This is a genomic window from Streptomyces sp. MJM8645, from assembly GCF_001625365.1.
Taxonomy (GTDB): domain Bacteria; phylum Actinomycetota; class Actinomycetes; order Streptomycetales; family Streptomycetaceae; genus Kitasatospora.
The window spans coordinates 1,813,489-1,826,534 of sequence record NZ_LJJF01000001.1; the positions used below are offsets into that span (position 1 = coordinate 1,813,489).

General features: G+C 74.2%; 12 protein-coding genes. 6 read left to right on the forward strand and 6 right to left on the reverse strand.

Translation table 11 applies throughout. From position 1 onward, the window contains the following. Positions 1–31 precede the first annotated feature (31 nt). Together A6F73_RS07670 and pth are read left to right on the forward strand one after the other, a co-directional pair. A complete protein-coding gene (locus tag A6F73_RS07670) occupies positions 32–616 on the forward strand; it encodes a DUF305 domain-containing protein (protein WP_244293597.1) in 585 nt (194 codons plus the stop codon). 110 nt (positions 617–726) lie between these two features. After that, a complete protein-coding gene (gene pth, locus A6F73_RS07675; protein WP_063347087.1) occupies positions 727–1,314 on the forward strand; it encodes an aminoacyl-tRNA hydrolase in 588 nt (195 codons plus the stop codon). A 16-nt stretch (positions 1,315–1,330) separates the two neighbouring features. Here pth and A6F73_RS07680 read toward each other — a convergent pair whose 3' ends face one another. Beyond that, positions 1,331–2,866, reverse strand: a complete 1,536-nt coding sequence (locus tag A6F73_RS07680; protein WP_063347088.1) for an MFS transporter — start codon at positions 2,864–2,866, stop codon at positions 1,331–1,333. 191 nt (positions 2,867–3,057) lie between these two features. On the opposite strand from A6F73_RS07680, the gene A6F73_RS07685 reads away from it, so the two are divergent. Both A6F73_RS07685 and A6F73_RS07690 read left to right on the forward strand, forming a co-directional pair. Then, positions 3,058–3,564, forward strand: a complete 507-nt coding sequence (locus A6F73_RS07685; RefSeq protein ID WP_063347089.1) for a MarR family transcriptional regulator — start codon at positions 3,058–3,060, stop codon at positions 3,562–3,564. A gap of 118 nt (positions 3,565–3,682) precedes the next feature. Then, entirely contained in the window at positions 3,683–4,201 is a 519-nt protein-coding gene (locus A6F73_RS07690) for a GNAT family N-acetyltransferase (RefSeq protein ID WP_063347090.1), read from the forward strand. Between the two features lie 26 nt (positions 4,202–4,227). On the opposite strand, the gene A6F73_RS07695 is transcribed toward A6F73_RS07690, so the two are convergent. From A6F73_RS07695 to A6F73_RS07710, 4 genes are all read right to left on the reverse strand, one after another. Next, entirely contained in the window at positions 4,228–4,737 is a 510-nt protein-coding gene (locus A6F73_RS07695) for a methylated-DNA--[protein]-cysteine S-methyltransferase (RefSeq protein ID WP_063347091.1), read from the reverse strand. Further along, on the reverse strand, positions 4,734–6,251 hold the full coding sequence (locus A6F73_RS07700; RefSeq protein WP_063347092.1) for an AlkA N-terminal domain-containing protein: 1,518 nt from the start codon (positions 6,249–6,251) through the stop codon (positions 4,734–4,736). The genes A6F73_RS07695 and A6F73_RS07700 overlap by 4 nt, the downstream gene beginning before the upstream one ends. A gap of 541 nt (positions 6,252–6,792) precedes the next feature. Continuing rightward, a complete protein-coding gene (gene rsgA / locus A6F73_RS07705) occupies positions 6,793–7,854 on the reverse strand; it encodes a ribosome small subunit-dependent GTPase A (RefSeq protein ID WP_244293599.1) in 1,062 nt (353 codons plus the stop codon). Between the two features lie 407 nt (positions 7,855–8,261). Next, entirely contained in the window at positions 8,262–9,257 is a 996-nt protein-coding gene (locus A6F73_RS07710; RefSeq protein WP_079135508.1) for a cytochrome c oxidase assembly protein, read from the reverse strand. Between the two features lie 302 nt (positions 9,258–9,559). Between A6F73_RS07710 and A6F73_RS07715 the strand changes: the two genes are divergently transcribed. Beyond that, positions 9,560–11,236, forward strand: a complete 1,677-nt coding sequence (locus A6F73_RS07715) for an FtsW/RodA/SpoVE family cell cycle protein (protein WP_063347094.1) — start codon at positions 9,560–9,562, stop codon at positions 11,234–11,236. A 193-nt stretch (positions 11,237–11,429) separates the two neighbouring features. Here the strand turns inward: A6F73_RS07715 and A6F73_RS07720 are convergent, their stop codons facing one another. Continuing rightward, the gene (locus tag A6F73_RS07720) at positions 11,430–12,722 is read right to left on the reverse strand and encodes a YihY/virulence factor BrkB family protein (RefSeq protein ID WP_079135509.1); all 1,293 of its coding nucleotides are present in this window, start codon (positions 12,720–12,722) and stop codon (positions 11,430–11,432) included. Between the two features lie 178 nt (positions 12,723–12,900). Between A6F73_RS07720 and A6F73_RS44360 the strand changes: the two genes are divergently transcribed. After that, positions 12,901–12,984, forward strand: coding sequence for a putative leader peptide (locus tag A6F73_RS44360; protein WP_347878562.1), 84 nt, complete (start codon positions 12,901–12,903; stop codon positions 12,982–12,984). Positions 12,985–13,046 lie beyond the last annotated feature (62 nt).

Genomic DNA, 13,046 nt, shown 5'->3' on the forward strand with positions numbered 1-13,046 from the left:
GCTGGCCGCCGCCCTCGCGCTGGCCCTCGGGGTGCCCGCCCTGGTGGCGAGCGGGACGTCGGCGTCCGGGTCGGCCTCGGTGGCCGTCCCCGCGGACGACTCGCCCGAGGCCGGGTTCGCCCGCGACATGGCGACCCACCACCAGCAGGCGGTGGACCTGTCGTTCATCGTCCGGGACCGCACCGGCGACGACCCGACCCGCACCCTCGCCTTCGACATCATCAACACCCAGGCCAACCAGCGCGGGATGATGATGGGCTGGATCGACCAGTGGGGGCTACCGCAGCACTCGGCGGCCAAGCCGATGGCGTGGATGAGGATGGGCCACGACTACCAGGCCCACGACGGTTCGCTGATGCCCGGCATGGCCACCAACACCCAGCTGGCGAAGTTGCGTTCGCTCAGCGGGCGGGACGCCGAGGTGTACTACCTGCAGCTGATGATCCAGCACCACAAGGGCGGCGTCGAAATGGCCCAGGGCTATGTGGACCTGGCGAAGAACGACGCCGAGAAGCGGCTCGCCCAGTCGATGGTGGTCGCGCAGACCTCGGAGGTGCAGCTGATGACCGACATGCTCACGGAGCGCGGCGCCGCCCCCGGCGTGCCCGAGTCCTGACCCACCCCACTGCGCGTGTCCTCGGACGGCCGGGGCGCGGTCGACGGTCCCGTACCGTGCGTACCGTGCCCCGGCCGTCCCGCGTCCGCGACAAGCCCCTGGAGTTCCCGATGCCCCCCGCCGCACCCTGGCTGATCGCCGGACTGGGCAACCCCGGCCCGTGGTTCCGGCTGACCCGGCACAACGCCGGCTTCCTGACCGTGGAACGGCTGGCCGAACGGTACGGCGCGCGGTTCCGGCGGCGCGGGATCGGCGCCCTGGTGGCGGAGATCGAGGTCGACGGCCACCGGGTGGTGCTGGCCAAGCCGCAGTGGTTCATCAACCTGTCCGGCCGACCGGTGTCCGGCCTGCTGCGGCGTTACGGCGTCCCGGTCGAGCACCTGGTGGTCGTGCAGGACGACCTGGACTTCGCGTTCGGCACCGGACGGCTCAAGCGCGGCGGCGGCCCCGGCGGCCACAACGGCGTGCGCTCGGTGGGCGAGGTGCTCGGCACCCCCGACTTCATACGGCTGCGCTTCGGCATCGGGCGCCCACCGAAGGGGCAGAGCGCCGGCGACTTCGTGCTGAAGAAGTTCTCGGACCACGAACAGGCCGCCCTGCCAGGGGTTTTGGACCGGTGCGCGGACGCGCTGGACACGCTGGTGCGGCGCGGCCTCAACCGGGCCCAGGACGCACTGAACGTCCGCTCGGAGGCTTAGGGGAAGAGGTCCCGGCTCAGGCCTGGCGGACCGGCCGGGTCAGGGCCACGGCTGCCACCGCGACCGCCGCGAGCGCGAGCAGCACCGTCCGGCCGCCGGCCGCCGGGCCCGCCAGATGGACCCCGAGGACGGGCAGCGCGGTGCCGAGCGCCGTCCCGAGGCTGCGGGCCATGTTCACCATGCCGCCGCCGACCGCCGAGCACTGCGCCGGGATCGCCCGCATCACCAGCGCGTTGTTGGCGGGCAGCAGCAGGCCCAGCCCGTAGCCGGCGAGCAGCAGCGGCACCGCCACGGCCGCCCCCGAGACCGGCAGCAGCGCGAACAGCAGCAGCCCCGCGCCCGCGAGCACCGCGCCCGCGCGGCAGCGGGCGACGTCCGACCAGCCGCGCGGCAGCAGCGCGCCGCCGACGGTCGCGGCGAGCGCGAACGCGGCGGGCAGCAGGGTGACCACCAGGCCGGCCCGGGCCACCGGCACGCCCGCGCCGGTCAGCAGCACCGGGCCGAGCACGAGCGGGCAGAACAGCAGCAGGTAGCCGATCAGCGAAACCACCAGCCCGGACCGCACCCCGGGGGTGTTGACCAGGCCGGGCGCCAGGATCGGCCGGGCGGCCCGCCGTTCCTGACGGACCAGCGCGAGCGCGAGGACGGCGGCGGCGAGCAGCAGTGCGGCGGCGGCCCAGCCGGGCAGCGGCAGTCCGGAGGCGGTGGACAGGGCGAGCAGCAGCGCGGTGGTGGAGCCGGTGAGCAGCAGCAGGCCGGCCAGGTCGAAGCGGCCGCCGGATGCGGTGGCGGGAGGGCTCGCCACGCCCGGCGCGAGCGGGCCGTCCTCGGCGCGGGGAGCGGGCAGGCGCGCGGCGGCTCCTGCGGGCGGGCCCCCCGTACCGGCGGCGAGCTGCTGCCCGGTACCGACGGCGGGCGGGGGCCCGGTGCGGGTGCGGGGCAGCAGGAACCAGCCGGCCAGGATGCCCAGCACCCCGATCGGCACGTTGATCCAGAACACCCACCGCCAGGAGGCGTGCTCCACCAGCAGCCCGCCGAGGCTGGGGCCCAGCGCCAGACCGAGCCCCTGTGCCGCCGCCTGGATGCCGAGCGCGCGCCGCATCGCGTGCTCCGGGACGCCGCGCGCCACCAGGGCGACGCTGTTGGCCTGCATCATCGCGCCGCCGACGGCCTGGACGGCCCGGCAGGCGACCAGCACGCCGAGGCTGCCGGCGCATCCGGCGCCGAGTGAGGCCAGGGCGAAGACGGCGAAGCCGCCGAGGTACATGGTCTTGCGGCCGATGAGGTCGGAGAGCCAGCCGACCGGGGCGAGCAGGGCGACCAGTACCAGGAGGTAGGCGAGGGCGACCCATTCGACGGCCGCGAAGCCGGCGTCGAAGTGCCGGCCGAGGGCCGGGAAGACGAGGGCGGTAACGCTGGCGGTGAGCTGGCCGAGGAAGGCCCCGAGGCAGACGGTGCCGACGGCCAGCCAGTGGGCGTGACGCCAGCCGGCTATGCCGCGGGGCCGGGGCCGCTCGGTGAGCAGCCGCGCGGCAAGAGCGGTGGCGTTCATGCCACAAATATATCGGATGCAGATATGTTCTTTCTACGAGTTGCTCGCCTTCCGACGGGATCCCGGGGAGTTCCACGGAGCTCCCAGGGGATCCGCAGAGTTCCACCGAGCTCCGCAGAGCTCCGGGAGGCCCCCGCTCAACGGTGGACAACCCGCCGGACCGGCCCGTACCAGGCGATACGCTGTCCGCCATGCCGTCGTCACCACACGTCCCCGACCCCGCCACCGAAACCCCCGAAACGGCGGTCGACCACGCCCGGCGGCTCACCGACACCGTCACCCGCCTGCGCCGCGCCCTGCGCAGCAGCATCCGCACCGACTACCCGTGGGAGTCCCTGCCCATGGCGCAGGTCGAACTCCTCCAGACCCTCGCCGCCGCACCCCTGCGGGTCGGCGAACTCGCCGCCCGGCAGCGGCTCGCCCCCAACACCGTCAGCGGACTGATCGGCAAGCTCCTCGACGCCGGATTCGTCGACCGCCAGGCCGACCCCGGCGACCGCCGCACCGCCCGCATCGCCCTCACCCCGGCCGGCCGGCGCCAGCTCGACGACTGGCAGCGCGCCCACGAGCGCCGCATCGCCACCGCCCTCGACACCCTCGACCCCACCGACCGCGACGCCGTCGTCCACGCCCTGCCCGCCCTCGAACAGCTCGCCCGCGCCCTCGCCGAGGCCGGCCAGGGCCCCGACCAGGCCTGAACCCCGGCCGGGCCTGGCCCCTGACCGGGCCCAACCCGGGGCCGAACCCCGGTCAGCGCCCCCGGACGCCTGCAAAACCGCTGGTCACCGACCCGTACCGACCGCTACCGTCCCCGGCATGAGCACAGCACAGGTACTGATCGAACCCTGGACGGACGCCGACCTCGCACTGCTGCGCCGGGTCAACACCCCGGAGATGAAGAAGCACGTCGGCGGCCCGGAGACCGAGGAGCAACTCCTCGTCCGGCACCGGCGCTACCTCGACTTCGTCCCGTCCGGCCTGGGCTGCATGTACCGGATCGTGCTGCTCCCCGAGGGCGAGGCCGTCGGAACCGTCGGCTACGGCACCCGCACCTGGGAGGGCGAGACCGTCCACGAGATGGGGTGGAACGTCCTGCCCGGCCACCAGGGGCGGGGCATCGCCGTCGCCGCCACCCGCGCCGCCGTCGCGGCCGCCCGCCGCGAGGCCGCCCACCGCCACCTGCACGCCTTCCCCTCGGTGGACAACCCGGCCTCCAACGCGGTCTGCGCGAAGGCCGGGTTCAACCTCGTCGGCGAGACGGACTTCGAGTTCCCGCCCGGGCGGTTCATGCGCAGCCACAACTGGCGGGTGGACCTGCGGGCGGCGGCGGGCTGAGCCGCGCCGCCGCCCGGGCGGACGCGTCAGAACAGCGTGCCGCTCTCCAGCTCCAGCAGCCGGCGCTTGCAGTCCACGCCCGCCGCGAAGCCGGTCAGCGAACCGTTGGCGCCCATGACGCGGTGGCAGGGGCGGACGATGAGCAGCGGATTGGCGCCCACCGCGCCGCCGACCGCCCGCACCGCGCGCGGCGACTCCCCCGCCAGATCGGCGAGTTGGCCGTAGGTGACGGTCTCGCCGTACGGGATCTCGTCCAAGACGGCCCAGATCCGCCGGCGGAACTCGGTGCCCACCGGGGCGAGCGGGAGGTCGAAGGAGGTGCGCTCGCCCGCGAAGTAGGCTGTCAGCTGGGCGACCGGCTCGGCGAGCGCCTCCGGGTCGAGGACCCAGTCGTCGGCGGGCTCGGACAGCGCGTACTTCTGCCCGGGCGCGGTCACGGTGGCCAGCGCCGCCGCGCCGCCGCCCTCGGGCAGGACACCGGACAGCAGCAGCCGGCCGAACGGGCTCTCCATGGTGGTGTAGACGGTGGTACTCATGCCTCTGCCTTCTCCGTTCCAGTGCTGGCGCTCGCGGGCCCGGCCCACAGCCGGTGCACGGCGTAGGAGCGCCACGGGGCCCACGCCTCGGCCGCGCGGGCGGCGCTCTTCGGGTCGCCGGGGACGCCGAGCCGGACGAGGCCGTGCTTGACGCCCACATCGCCCGGGAGGAAGACGTCGGGGTCGGCGAGGGCCCGCATCCTCAGGTAGCCGACGGTCCAGGGGCCGATGCCGGGCAGGGCCAGCAGCCGGGCCGCAGACTCCTCCCGGTCCACCCCGCCGTCGAGTCGCACCGCCCCCTCGGCCAGGGCCGCGCACAGGCCGGTGAGCGCGCGGCGGCGGGCGGCGGGCATCGCGAAGTCCTCCGGGTCGGCGGTGGCCAGCACCGCCGCCGTCGGGAACAGCAGCCGCAGGCCGCCGCTCGGCTCGGGCAGCGCGGCGCCGTACTTCTCGGTCAGCCGGCCGGCCAGCGTACGGGCGGCGCCGACCGTGATCTGCTGGCCGAGCACCGCGCGGACGGCCAGCTCGTGCGGGTCCACGTGGCCGGGCGAGCGCAGGCCGGGGCGCTCCCGGACCAGGGGGCCGAGCACGGGGTCGGCGCCGAGCTGCTCGTCGACCGCGTCCGGGTCGGCGTCCAGGTCGAACAGGCCGCGCAGGCGCTGGACGGCGGTCGGGAGGTCGCGCAGGTCCGCGAGCAGCAGGCGGCAGTCGAGCCAGCCGCGGGTGCGCAGTTCGCCCGGCGCCAGCCCGTCGACCTCGGCGATGCCGTGCCCGTACGGGAGCGCCAGGGTGCGCCGGTAGGTGCGGACGCCGGAGCGCGGACCGGGGACGACCTCCTCCACGCCGGGGACGGCACGCAGAGCGAGGAAGTCGATCAGGTGGTCGCTGTCTAGCGCGCCGCGGTAGGCCAGGCGCAGGGTGAGGCCGCCGGCCGGCGTCGCGACGCGGCGGCCGGCCACGACCTCGGCGCGCAGACCGCTGGGGGTGCGGTCGTAGACCTCGCGGACGGTGTCGTTGAACTGCCGCACCGAGGCGAAGCCGGCGGCGAACGCGATGTCGGTGACCGGGAGTTCGGTCGTCTGCAGCAGCAGGCGGGCGGTCTGGGCGCGGCGGGCGCGGGCCAGCGCGATCGGGCCGGCGCCCAGCTCGGCGATGAGCTGGCGCTGGAGCTGGCGGGAGCTGTAGCCGAGGCGGCTGGCCAGGCCCGCGACGCCCTCGCGGTCCACCACGCCGTCGCCGATCAGGCGCATCGCGCGACCGACCAGGTCGGCGCGGTGGTTCCACTCCGGGGAGCCCGGCACGGAGTCGGGGCGGCAGCGGCGGCAGGCACGGAAGCCGGCCCCCTGGGCGGCCGCGGCGCTGGGATAGAAGACGCAGTTGACGCGCTTGGGGGTCACGGCGGGGCAGCTCGGTCGGCAGTAGATGCCGGTGGAGGTGACGGCCGTGAAGAAGACGCCGTCGAAGCGGGCGTCTCGGCTGTCCACGGCTCGGTACCGGATGTCGTCGTCGATCACGCTGTCCAGTCTGCGGCACTGGGGCGGGGGGTGACTGGCGGGAATCGGACATGGCCGTTGGGGGCCCTCCCCCTCCCCCCTCCCCCACCCCACCCTCCGCCCACCTCCACCCACCCATCCCGAGCACCGGCCCGGAGGGCCCGCACCGGAGGCCCGCACTGGGGCCCATGCTGGGGGCCCAACCGGAGGACCACGCCGGAGGACCACGCAGGGAGCCCGCACCGAGGGGCTCACACCGGCGCCCACGCCGGAGGCCCCACACCGAGAGACCCACACCCGGAGACCCGCGCTGGGACGCCCGCACCGGGGCCACCCCAGGGGAAGACCGCGCCGCAGCGCTCGGCGCACGCGCGCGTTGCTCGCGGTCTGGCCGCCGGCCAGGGCGGCTCGCCGCCCTCGGTGACCCGGGTTTCACCGTGGACAACGCCACCACAGTGGCCCTGAAGCACTTCCGGCTGCCGGCCCGCCCGGCCTCCGCCGAGCCGGGTGGCCCGGGCGGAGGCCGGCCACGGCCCCCTGATTTCCTGGTCGGCTTTCCTGGTCAGCGCTTCACGGAGCCTCCCGCGGCGCGCATCGACTTGGAGAGCGACTTCCACTTCTTCGCCCGGGCCGAGGCCAGTCGAGCGTCCGAGCGGGAGGCGATCCACTCGTTCTCGCGCTGGAGCTTGAGGTAGCTGTCCATCCGGCGCTGTGGCAGGGTGCCGTCGGCGAGCGCCGCCTGCACCGCGCAGCCGGGCTCGGTGTGGTGGCCGCAGTCGTGGAAGCGGCACTCCTCGGCCAGTCCGGCGATGTCGGCGAAGGCCAGGTCCACGCCCTCGCCACCGTAGAGGCCGACCTCGCGCAGCCCGGGGGTGTCAATGAGCACACCCCCGCCGGGCAGCGGGATCAGTTCACGGGTGGTCGTGGTGTGGCGGCCCTTCTGGTCGACCGAGCGGGCCTCCTGGACGGCCATCGCCGTGACACCGGCGAGCGCGTTGGTGAGCGTGGACTTGCCGACGCCGGACTGGCCGATCACGGCCGTGGTGCCGGGCGCGCAGGCGCGCAGCACGTCCATGCCCTCGCCCGTCCCGGCGCTGACCACGAGCACGGTGACACCGGGCGCGACCGCCTCGACGTCGGCGCGGATGAACTCGGCGTCGTCCACCAGGTCGGCCTTGGTGAGGACGACCAGGGGGTCGGCGCCGGACTCCCAGGCCAGGGCGAGGAAGCGCTCTATCCGGCCGAGGTCCGGATCGGCGGCGAGTGAGGCGGCGATCAGGACGGTGTCGACGTTGGCGGCGAGCACCTGGCCGTCGGAGCGCTTGCCGGCCACCTTGCGGATGATCGCGGTCGAGCGGGGCAGCAGTGCGGTGACGGCGGCCATCGGCTGGGCGTGGAGGTCCACGGCGGCCCAGTCGCCGGTGCACGGGCAGTTGATCATGTCGGCGTCGCCGACCGGGCGGGTGTCGAGCCGGACGGTGCGCGGCTCGCCCGTCTCCGGATCGGCGAGCACGGCGTCGCACTGGCCGCGGTCGACCCGGACGATCCGGGCCGGGATCAGCCCGGCCTCGGCGAGCGGGGTGAAGAGTTCGGCGAGCTCGGGCGTCCAACCGTAGCCGGACAGCGGCAGCTCGTCAGAGGGGAAACCAGAGGGGGAGCCAGAGGCGGAGGTGGAGGGGAACGACGAAGTGGAGGCAGCGTTGAACAACGCAGTGGGCCCTTCGGGAGGAGATGATCCCGGCGGGCTGCGGCTGGCGCGGAAAAGGTCAGCCGGCGGCCGGGAAGAGGAGGTGAACGCGAGTACTGCCCAAGGCAGCTATCGGGGCGACAACGACCACGGGGTTCACCTCCTGCTCTCTACTCCTCGGGCGGCCGTGAAGGCCCCCGATCTGGACGGGACAAACGCTAGCTGGTGGGGGTGGCGGGGCCAAGTGGTTTTTGACCTGCGGAAACGCGGTGAAGGGATCCACAAGGGACCAACATTGGACCTACAAAAGTGCGGGCCCGCGCCCAGGAACCCGCCGGAGCCGACTACCCGCCGTACCGGTGCTTGAGGTTCGGGTCGTCCAGCCACCAGGGCCGCATCCCGGCCTCCTCCTCGGCCGGCAGCCCCGCCGCCTGCGCCTGCGCCGCGGCCTCCTCGAAACGGGCGTCCAGTTCGGCGTCCACCGCCTTGATCTCCTCCCGCCCCTGCACCACCATCCGCCGCACCAGCGCGGCCAGGAACGGCAGCCCGACCAGGTCGCCCAGCACCCAGAGCATGTTGCCGCCCCAGGTCTGGTCCTGCGCCAGGCTCGGCCCCCACGGCCGCCCGAGCGCCACGTAGTAGTGCTCGGCGACCAGGTGGCCGCCGTAGATCAGCACCAACCCGAGCCCCGCGTCGAAGATCACCTCGGCGAAGGTGATGAACAGCCCGACCAGGTGCGGGTACTCGCGCCCGACCGGGTCGATCTGCAGCCGCGGCCAGAAGTACGCCAGCCCGAGCAGCACCAGCGCCAGGTGCAGCAGCACGTTCCCGAACGCGCTGGACACCGACTCCTCGTACCAGGGCGTGAAGTAGAGCAGCCACGGCGGGGCCATCAGCAGCGCGGTGGAGACGGCCGGGAACATCAGCACCTTGGACGGCCGGCTGCGCAGCGCCCGCAGGATGCGCTCGCGCCGGGCCGGCGGCGCGGCCGCGACCAGCAGCGAGACCGGCGCGCCGAGGGCGAGCAGCAGCGGGACGAGCATCAGCAGCAGCACGACCTGGACGGCCCGGTCGGTGAACAGGATCCGCTCGTACACGCCGAGGCCGGAGCAGGTGCACCAGATCCACAGCAGCAGCCCGCCCAGGAAGGCGGCGGTGCGGGAGGGCTGCCAGCGCTCGCCGCCGGCCCGGTGGACGGTGCGCACCGCGGCCAGGTACCAGCCGCCGAGCAGCACGGAGAGGGTGAGCACCAGCGGTTCGGCCGTCCACGCGGTGGCCAGGTCGGACCACTGCCAGGGCGGTGGTCCGCTGTAGGCGAGCACTCGCACCGCGCCGTCCATCCGTCCGCCCACCTCGTTCGCGCCCTGCCGCCGCCGGCGCCGTCCGGCGGTCCGTCGGGCGCCGCGGACCGGACCGCGGCGCCCCGGCCATGATGGCCTCCCGGCCGGGGCCCGCCGCGCCCGGGGCCCGCCTCTATACCTGCGCCTGAACAAAGCTTTACCGAGCCCCGAAAAAGCTTTGCCCAGGCAAAGTTCCGGCCTCGACGGCCCCCGGACCGCAACCGGCGCAGGGCCGTGTTCGTCTGGCAGGATGCACCGTCGGCGATACCGGCCACGCGGGTGATGACAAGGGGAAGACAAGGGTGCAAGGCACTGCACGCGGCGAGGGCCGCCGACTGGCGGCGCGCCACCGCAACATCGAGCTGGGCCTGCTGGCGCTCGCGGTGGCCGTCTGTCTGGCGGGGCACATCGACGCCGATCTGGCACTGACCGGCAAGATGCCGCCCGGGCTGCTGGTCCACGGCCTGGCGCTGGGCGGCCTGGCCGGGGCGGCGCACCTGGCGGTGCGGCGGTTCGCCCCGTACGCGGATCCGCTGATCCTGCCGCTGGGCGTCTTCCTGACCGGCTTCGGGCTGATGCTGCTGGACCGGCTGGACATCTCCTACGCGGCGGCGCACGCCAAGAAGGGCGACTACCAGAAGCTCCCGGCCGCGCCCTCGCAGCTGATGTGGGTGTTCGTCTCGGTCGCGGTGGCGATCGCGCTGATCGCGCTGATCAAGCACCACAGGTTCTTCCAGCGGTACGTGTACCTGCTGATGACGGGGGCGCTGATCCTGCTGGCGGCGCCCGCGTTCTTCCCGGGCCGGCCGGAGGACTTCGGCGCCAAGCGCTGGATCCGCCTGTTCGGGCTCTCCTTCGAGCCGGACGAGTTCGTGAAGGTCGCGATCACGATCTTCTTCGCCGGCTATCTGATGGCCTCCCGGGACGCGCTCGCGCTGGCCGGCCGGAAGATCTGGGGGATGACCCTGCCGCGCGGGCGGCACGTCGGCCCGGTGCTGGCGATCTGGGTGGTCAGCCTGCTGGTGCTGGTCTTCGAGCGCGACCTCGGCACCTCGCTGATCTTCTTCGGCGTCTTCGTCGTGATGCTGTACGCGGCGACCGAGCGCACCAGCTGGGTGGTGCTCGGCCTGCTGATGGCGGTCGGCGGCGCGGCCGTGGTCGGCACCGTGGAGCCGCACGTGCACGGGCGCGTCGAGGCCTGGCTGCACCCGCTCGACATCTACAAGGAGCACCACGACCCGGCGATCATCTCCGACCAGCCCGCCGAGGCGCTGTTCAGCCTGGGCACCGGGCACCTGACCGGGACGGGCCTGGGCTCGGGGCGGCCGTGGCTGATCGGCTTCGCCGGGCGCAGCGACTTCGTCTTCACCACGATCGGCGAGGAGCTGGGCCTGGCCGGGGTGACGGCGGTGCTGCTGGTGTACCTGCTGCTGGTCCAGCGCGGGCTGCGGACGGCGGTCGGGCTGACCGACCCGTTCGGCAAGCTGCTGGCGACGGGGCTGTCGACGGCGCTGGCGCTGCAGGTGTTCGTGGTGGTCGGCGGGGTGAGCGGGCTGGTGCCGCTGACCGGCAAGGCGCTGCCGTTCCTGGCGGCGGGCGGCTCGTCGCTGCTGGCGAACTGGCTGATCGTGGCGCTGCTGATCAAGCTGAGCGACTCGGCCGGGCGCACGGCGCTGGAGCCGGCGCCGCCGAGCCCCGATCCGCTCCCGGCGCAGGCCGGGCCGGCGGGCCGGGCAGCGGCCCCGGGCGGTGCGGCCGCGGTGGATCCGGGCCCGAACCCGGGTCCGAACCCGACCGCGCCGAGCGGCCCGAACCCGACGGCCCCGGAGCTGACGCTCCCACGCCCGGCCGCCCCGGGCCCGGATCCGGACCGGACCGAGGTCAACCCGGCCGCCCCGCACCTCCCGGCCGGGCAGTCCCCGTACGGGTACCACCCGGCCCCGCAGTCCCCCTTCCCGCCGAACCCGTCCACCGCCTGACCGTCCGCCGCCTGACCGTCCGCCGGCCGCCCTCCAGGCAACGGCGAGCCGACGCCAGGAGAAGAACGGCGCCAGGAGAAGAACGGACGTCAGGAGACGGCCGGCGTCGGGAGACGAACCGACGCACAGGGCCTCCCCCGCGGGATGCGGGGGAGGCCCTGTGCGTCCGCCGTCGCGCCCGGAGCCCCGGGCGCTACTGCTGCTCCCACGGCGGCCGGGGCGGGTAGTCGGGCGCCCGCCGCTCCGGCGGCGGCCCGGCCGGCCGGTCGCTGTCCGGCGGGGGCGGCCCGGGCCGGTGGTGGGGCCCGCCGCGGGCGGTGAGGCGGCCGCGGACGTTGTCGGCGGCCAGGACGTCGGCCCAGCGTTCCGGGTACTCGGAGGGGACGTCGACGTCGTCGCCGTCCTCCTCGCCCCACTCCTCCTCGGCGCCTTCGGCGAGGCCGAGTTCGCGGGCGCGCCGGGCCCGTTCGGCGGCGCGCCTGGCGGCGACCTCGCGGACCACGGCGGCGGCGGCCTCCTCCTGGGCGCGCTCGTTCTCGGCGCGGGCGTCGGCGGTCTCCAGGGTGGGCCAGCGGCGGTCTATGGCGGCGTTCATGGCGGCGCCGATGAGGACGGCCAGGGCGACCACGAAGATCCACAGCAGTACGGCCACCGGCGCGGCCAGCGAGCCGTACACCGAGGGGACCTCGACCGAGCTGACCAGGTAGATCCGCAGGGCGACGCTGCAGACGACCAGCACCACCAGGGCGACCAGGGCGCCGGGGACGTCCTCGCGCCAGGGGGTGGAGACGGGGACGGCCAGGTGGTAGAGGGTGGTGAGGGAGACGATCAGCAGCACGATGGCGACCGGCCAGTAGGCGGCGCCGACCAGTCCGGCGACGCCGGGCACGGCGTTCTCGATGAGTCCGGGTCCGGCCATCAGCAGCGGCAGCACCAGGGAGCTGATGACGAGGGCGCCGAAGTAGAGGCCGAGGGACATCAGCCGGGTCTTGACGATGCCCCGCTTGCCGTCGAGCCCGTACATGACGGTGATGGTGTCGATGAAGATGTAGAGCGCTCTGGAGCCGGACCACAGCGACAGCAGGAAGCCGATCGAGACGAGGTCGGGCCGGGAGTGGGCGAAGACCTGGTCCAGCAGCGGCACCACGACCTCTTTGACGGACGAGTCCGACAGGACCGTCCCGGAGGCCGAGACGATGTCGTGCTTGAGCCGGTCGATGGTGCCGGCCCCGAGGAACTCGTCGAGGTAGCCGAGGGTGCCGGCCAGGCCGAGGAGCAGCGGCGGGATCGACAGCAGGGTGAAGAAGGCCGCCTCCGCGGCGAGTCCGGTGACCCGGTACTCGACGCAGGTGTTGGTGGTGTCCTTGACCAGCTCCCACGCCGTACGGCGCCAGGCGGCCTGTTTGGCCGCGCGTCGGGAGCCCTTGCCCCGGCGCCGGGAGGGCCGTTCGGGGTTCGGTCTGCTCGTCTCGCCTGCTGCTTGCACGGGTCTAACGGTATCGGGCCGGGGCCGCGCGGTTGATCTCCCCCGGGGTACGGGCGCGTGGACGGGCGCCGGGGCGGGGAGCGGCGGGAATCCCCGGCTGTCTCACATAACGAAACATCAGCGTCCACCATCCGGATGTTAGTGGACCGCAAGTCCCGCGCCGTGCCAATCTCTTGCCATGCCGAGCGCCGGAACCACCCTAGTTGGTCGACTCCACGTCGATCTCCTTCGCGTGTCCAGCGCCATCTGTCCGGCGATCTGAGCCCACCCCGCCGCATCACCGCACCCGGGCGCCACCCACCTCGCAGTCCCCGCTGGAGCGGA

What these genes read in the sequence shown, in the direction of transcription:
- pth (WP_063347087.1), top strand. Translation starts at nt 727, where the DNA reads ATGCCCCCCGCCGCACCCTGGCTGATCGCCGGACTGGGCAACCCCGGC.
- A6F73_RS07680 (WP_063347088.1), bottom strand. Translation starts at nt 2,866, where the DNA reads ATGAACGCCACCGCTCTTGCCGCGCGGCTGCTCACCGAGCGGCCCCGG.
- A6F73_RS07685 (WP_063347089.1), top strand. Translation starts at nt 3,058, where the DNA reads ATGCCGTCGTCACCACACGTCCCCGACCCCGCCACCGAAACCCCCGAA.
- A6F73_RS07690 (WP_063347090.1), top strand. Translation starts at nt 3,683, where the DNA reads ATGAGCACAGCACAGGTACTGATCGAACCCTGGACGGACGCCGACCTC.
- A6F73_RS07695 (WP_063347091.1), bottom strand. Translation starts at nt 4,737, where the DNA reads ATGAGTACCACCGTCTACACCACCATGGAGAGCCCGTTCGGCCGGCTG.
- A6F73_RS07710 (WP_079135508.1), bottom strand. Translation starts at nt 9,257, where the DNA reads ATGGACGGCGCGGTGCGAGTGCTCGCCTACAGCGGACCACCGCCCTGG.
- A6F73_RS44360 (WP_347878562.1), top strand. Translation starts at nt 12,901, where the DNA reads ATGCCGAGCGCCGGAACCACCCTAGTTGGTCGACTCCACGTCGATCTC.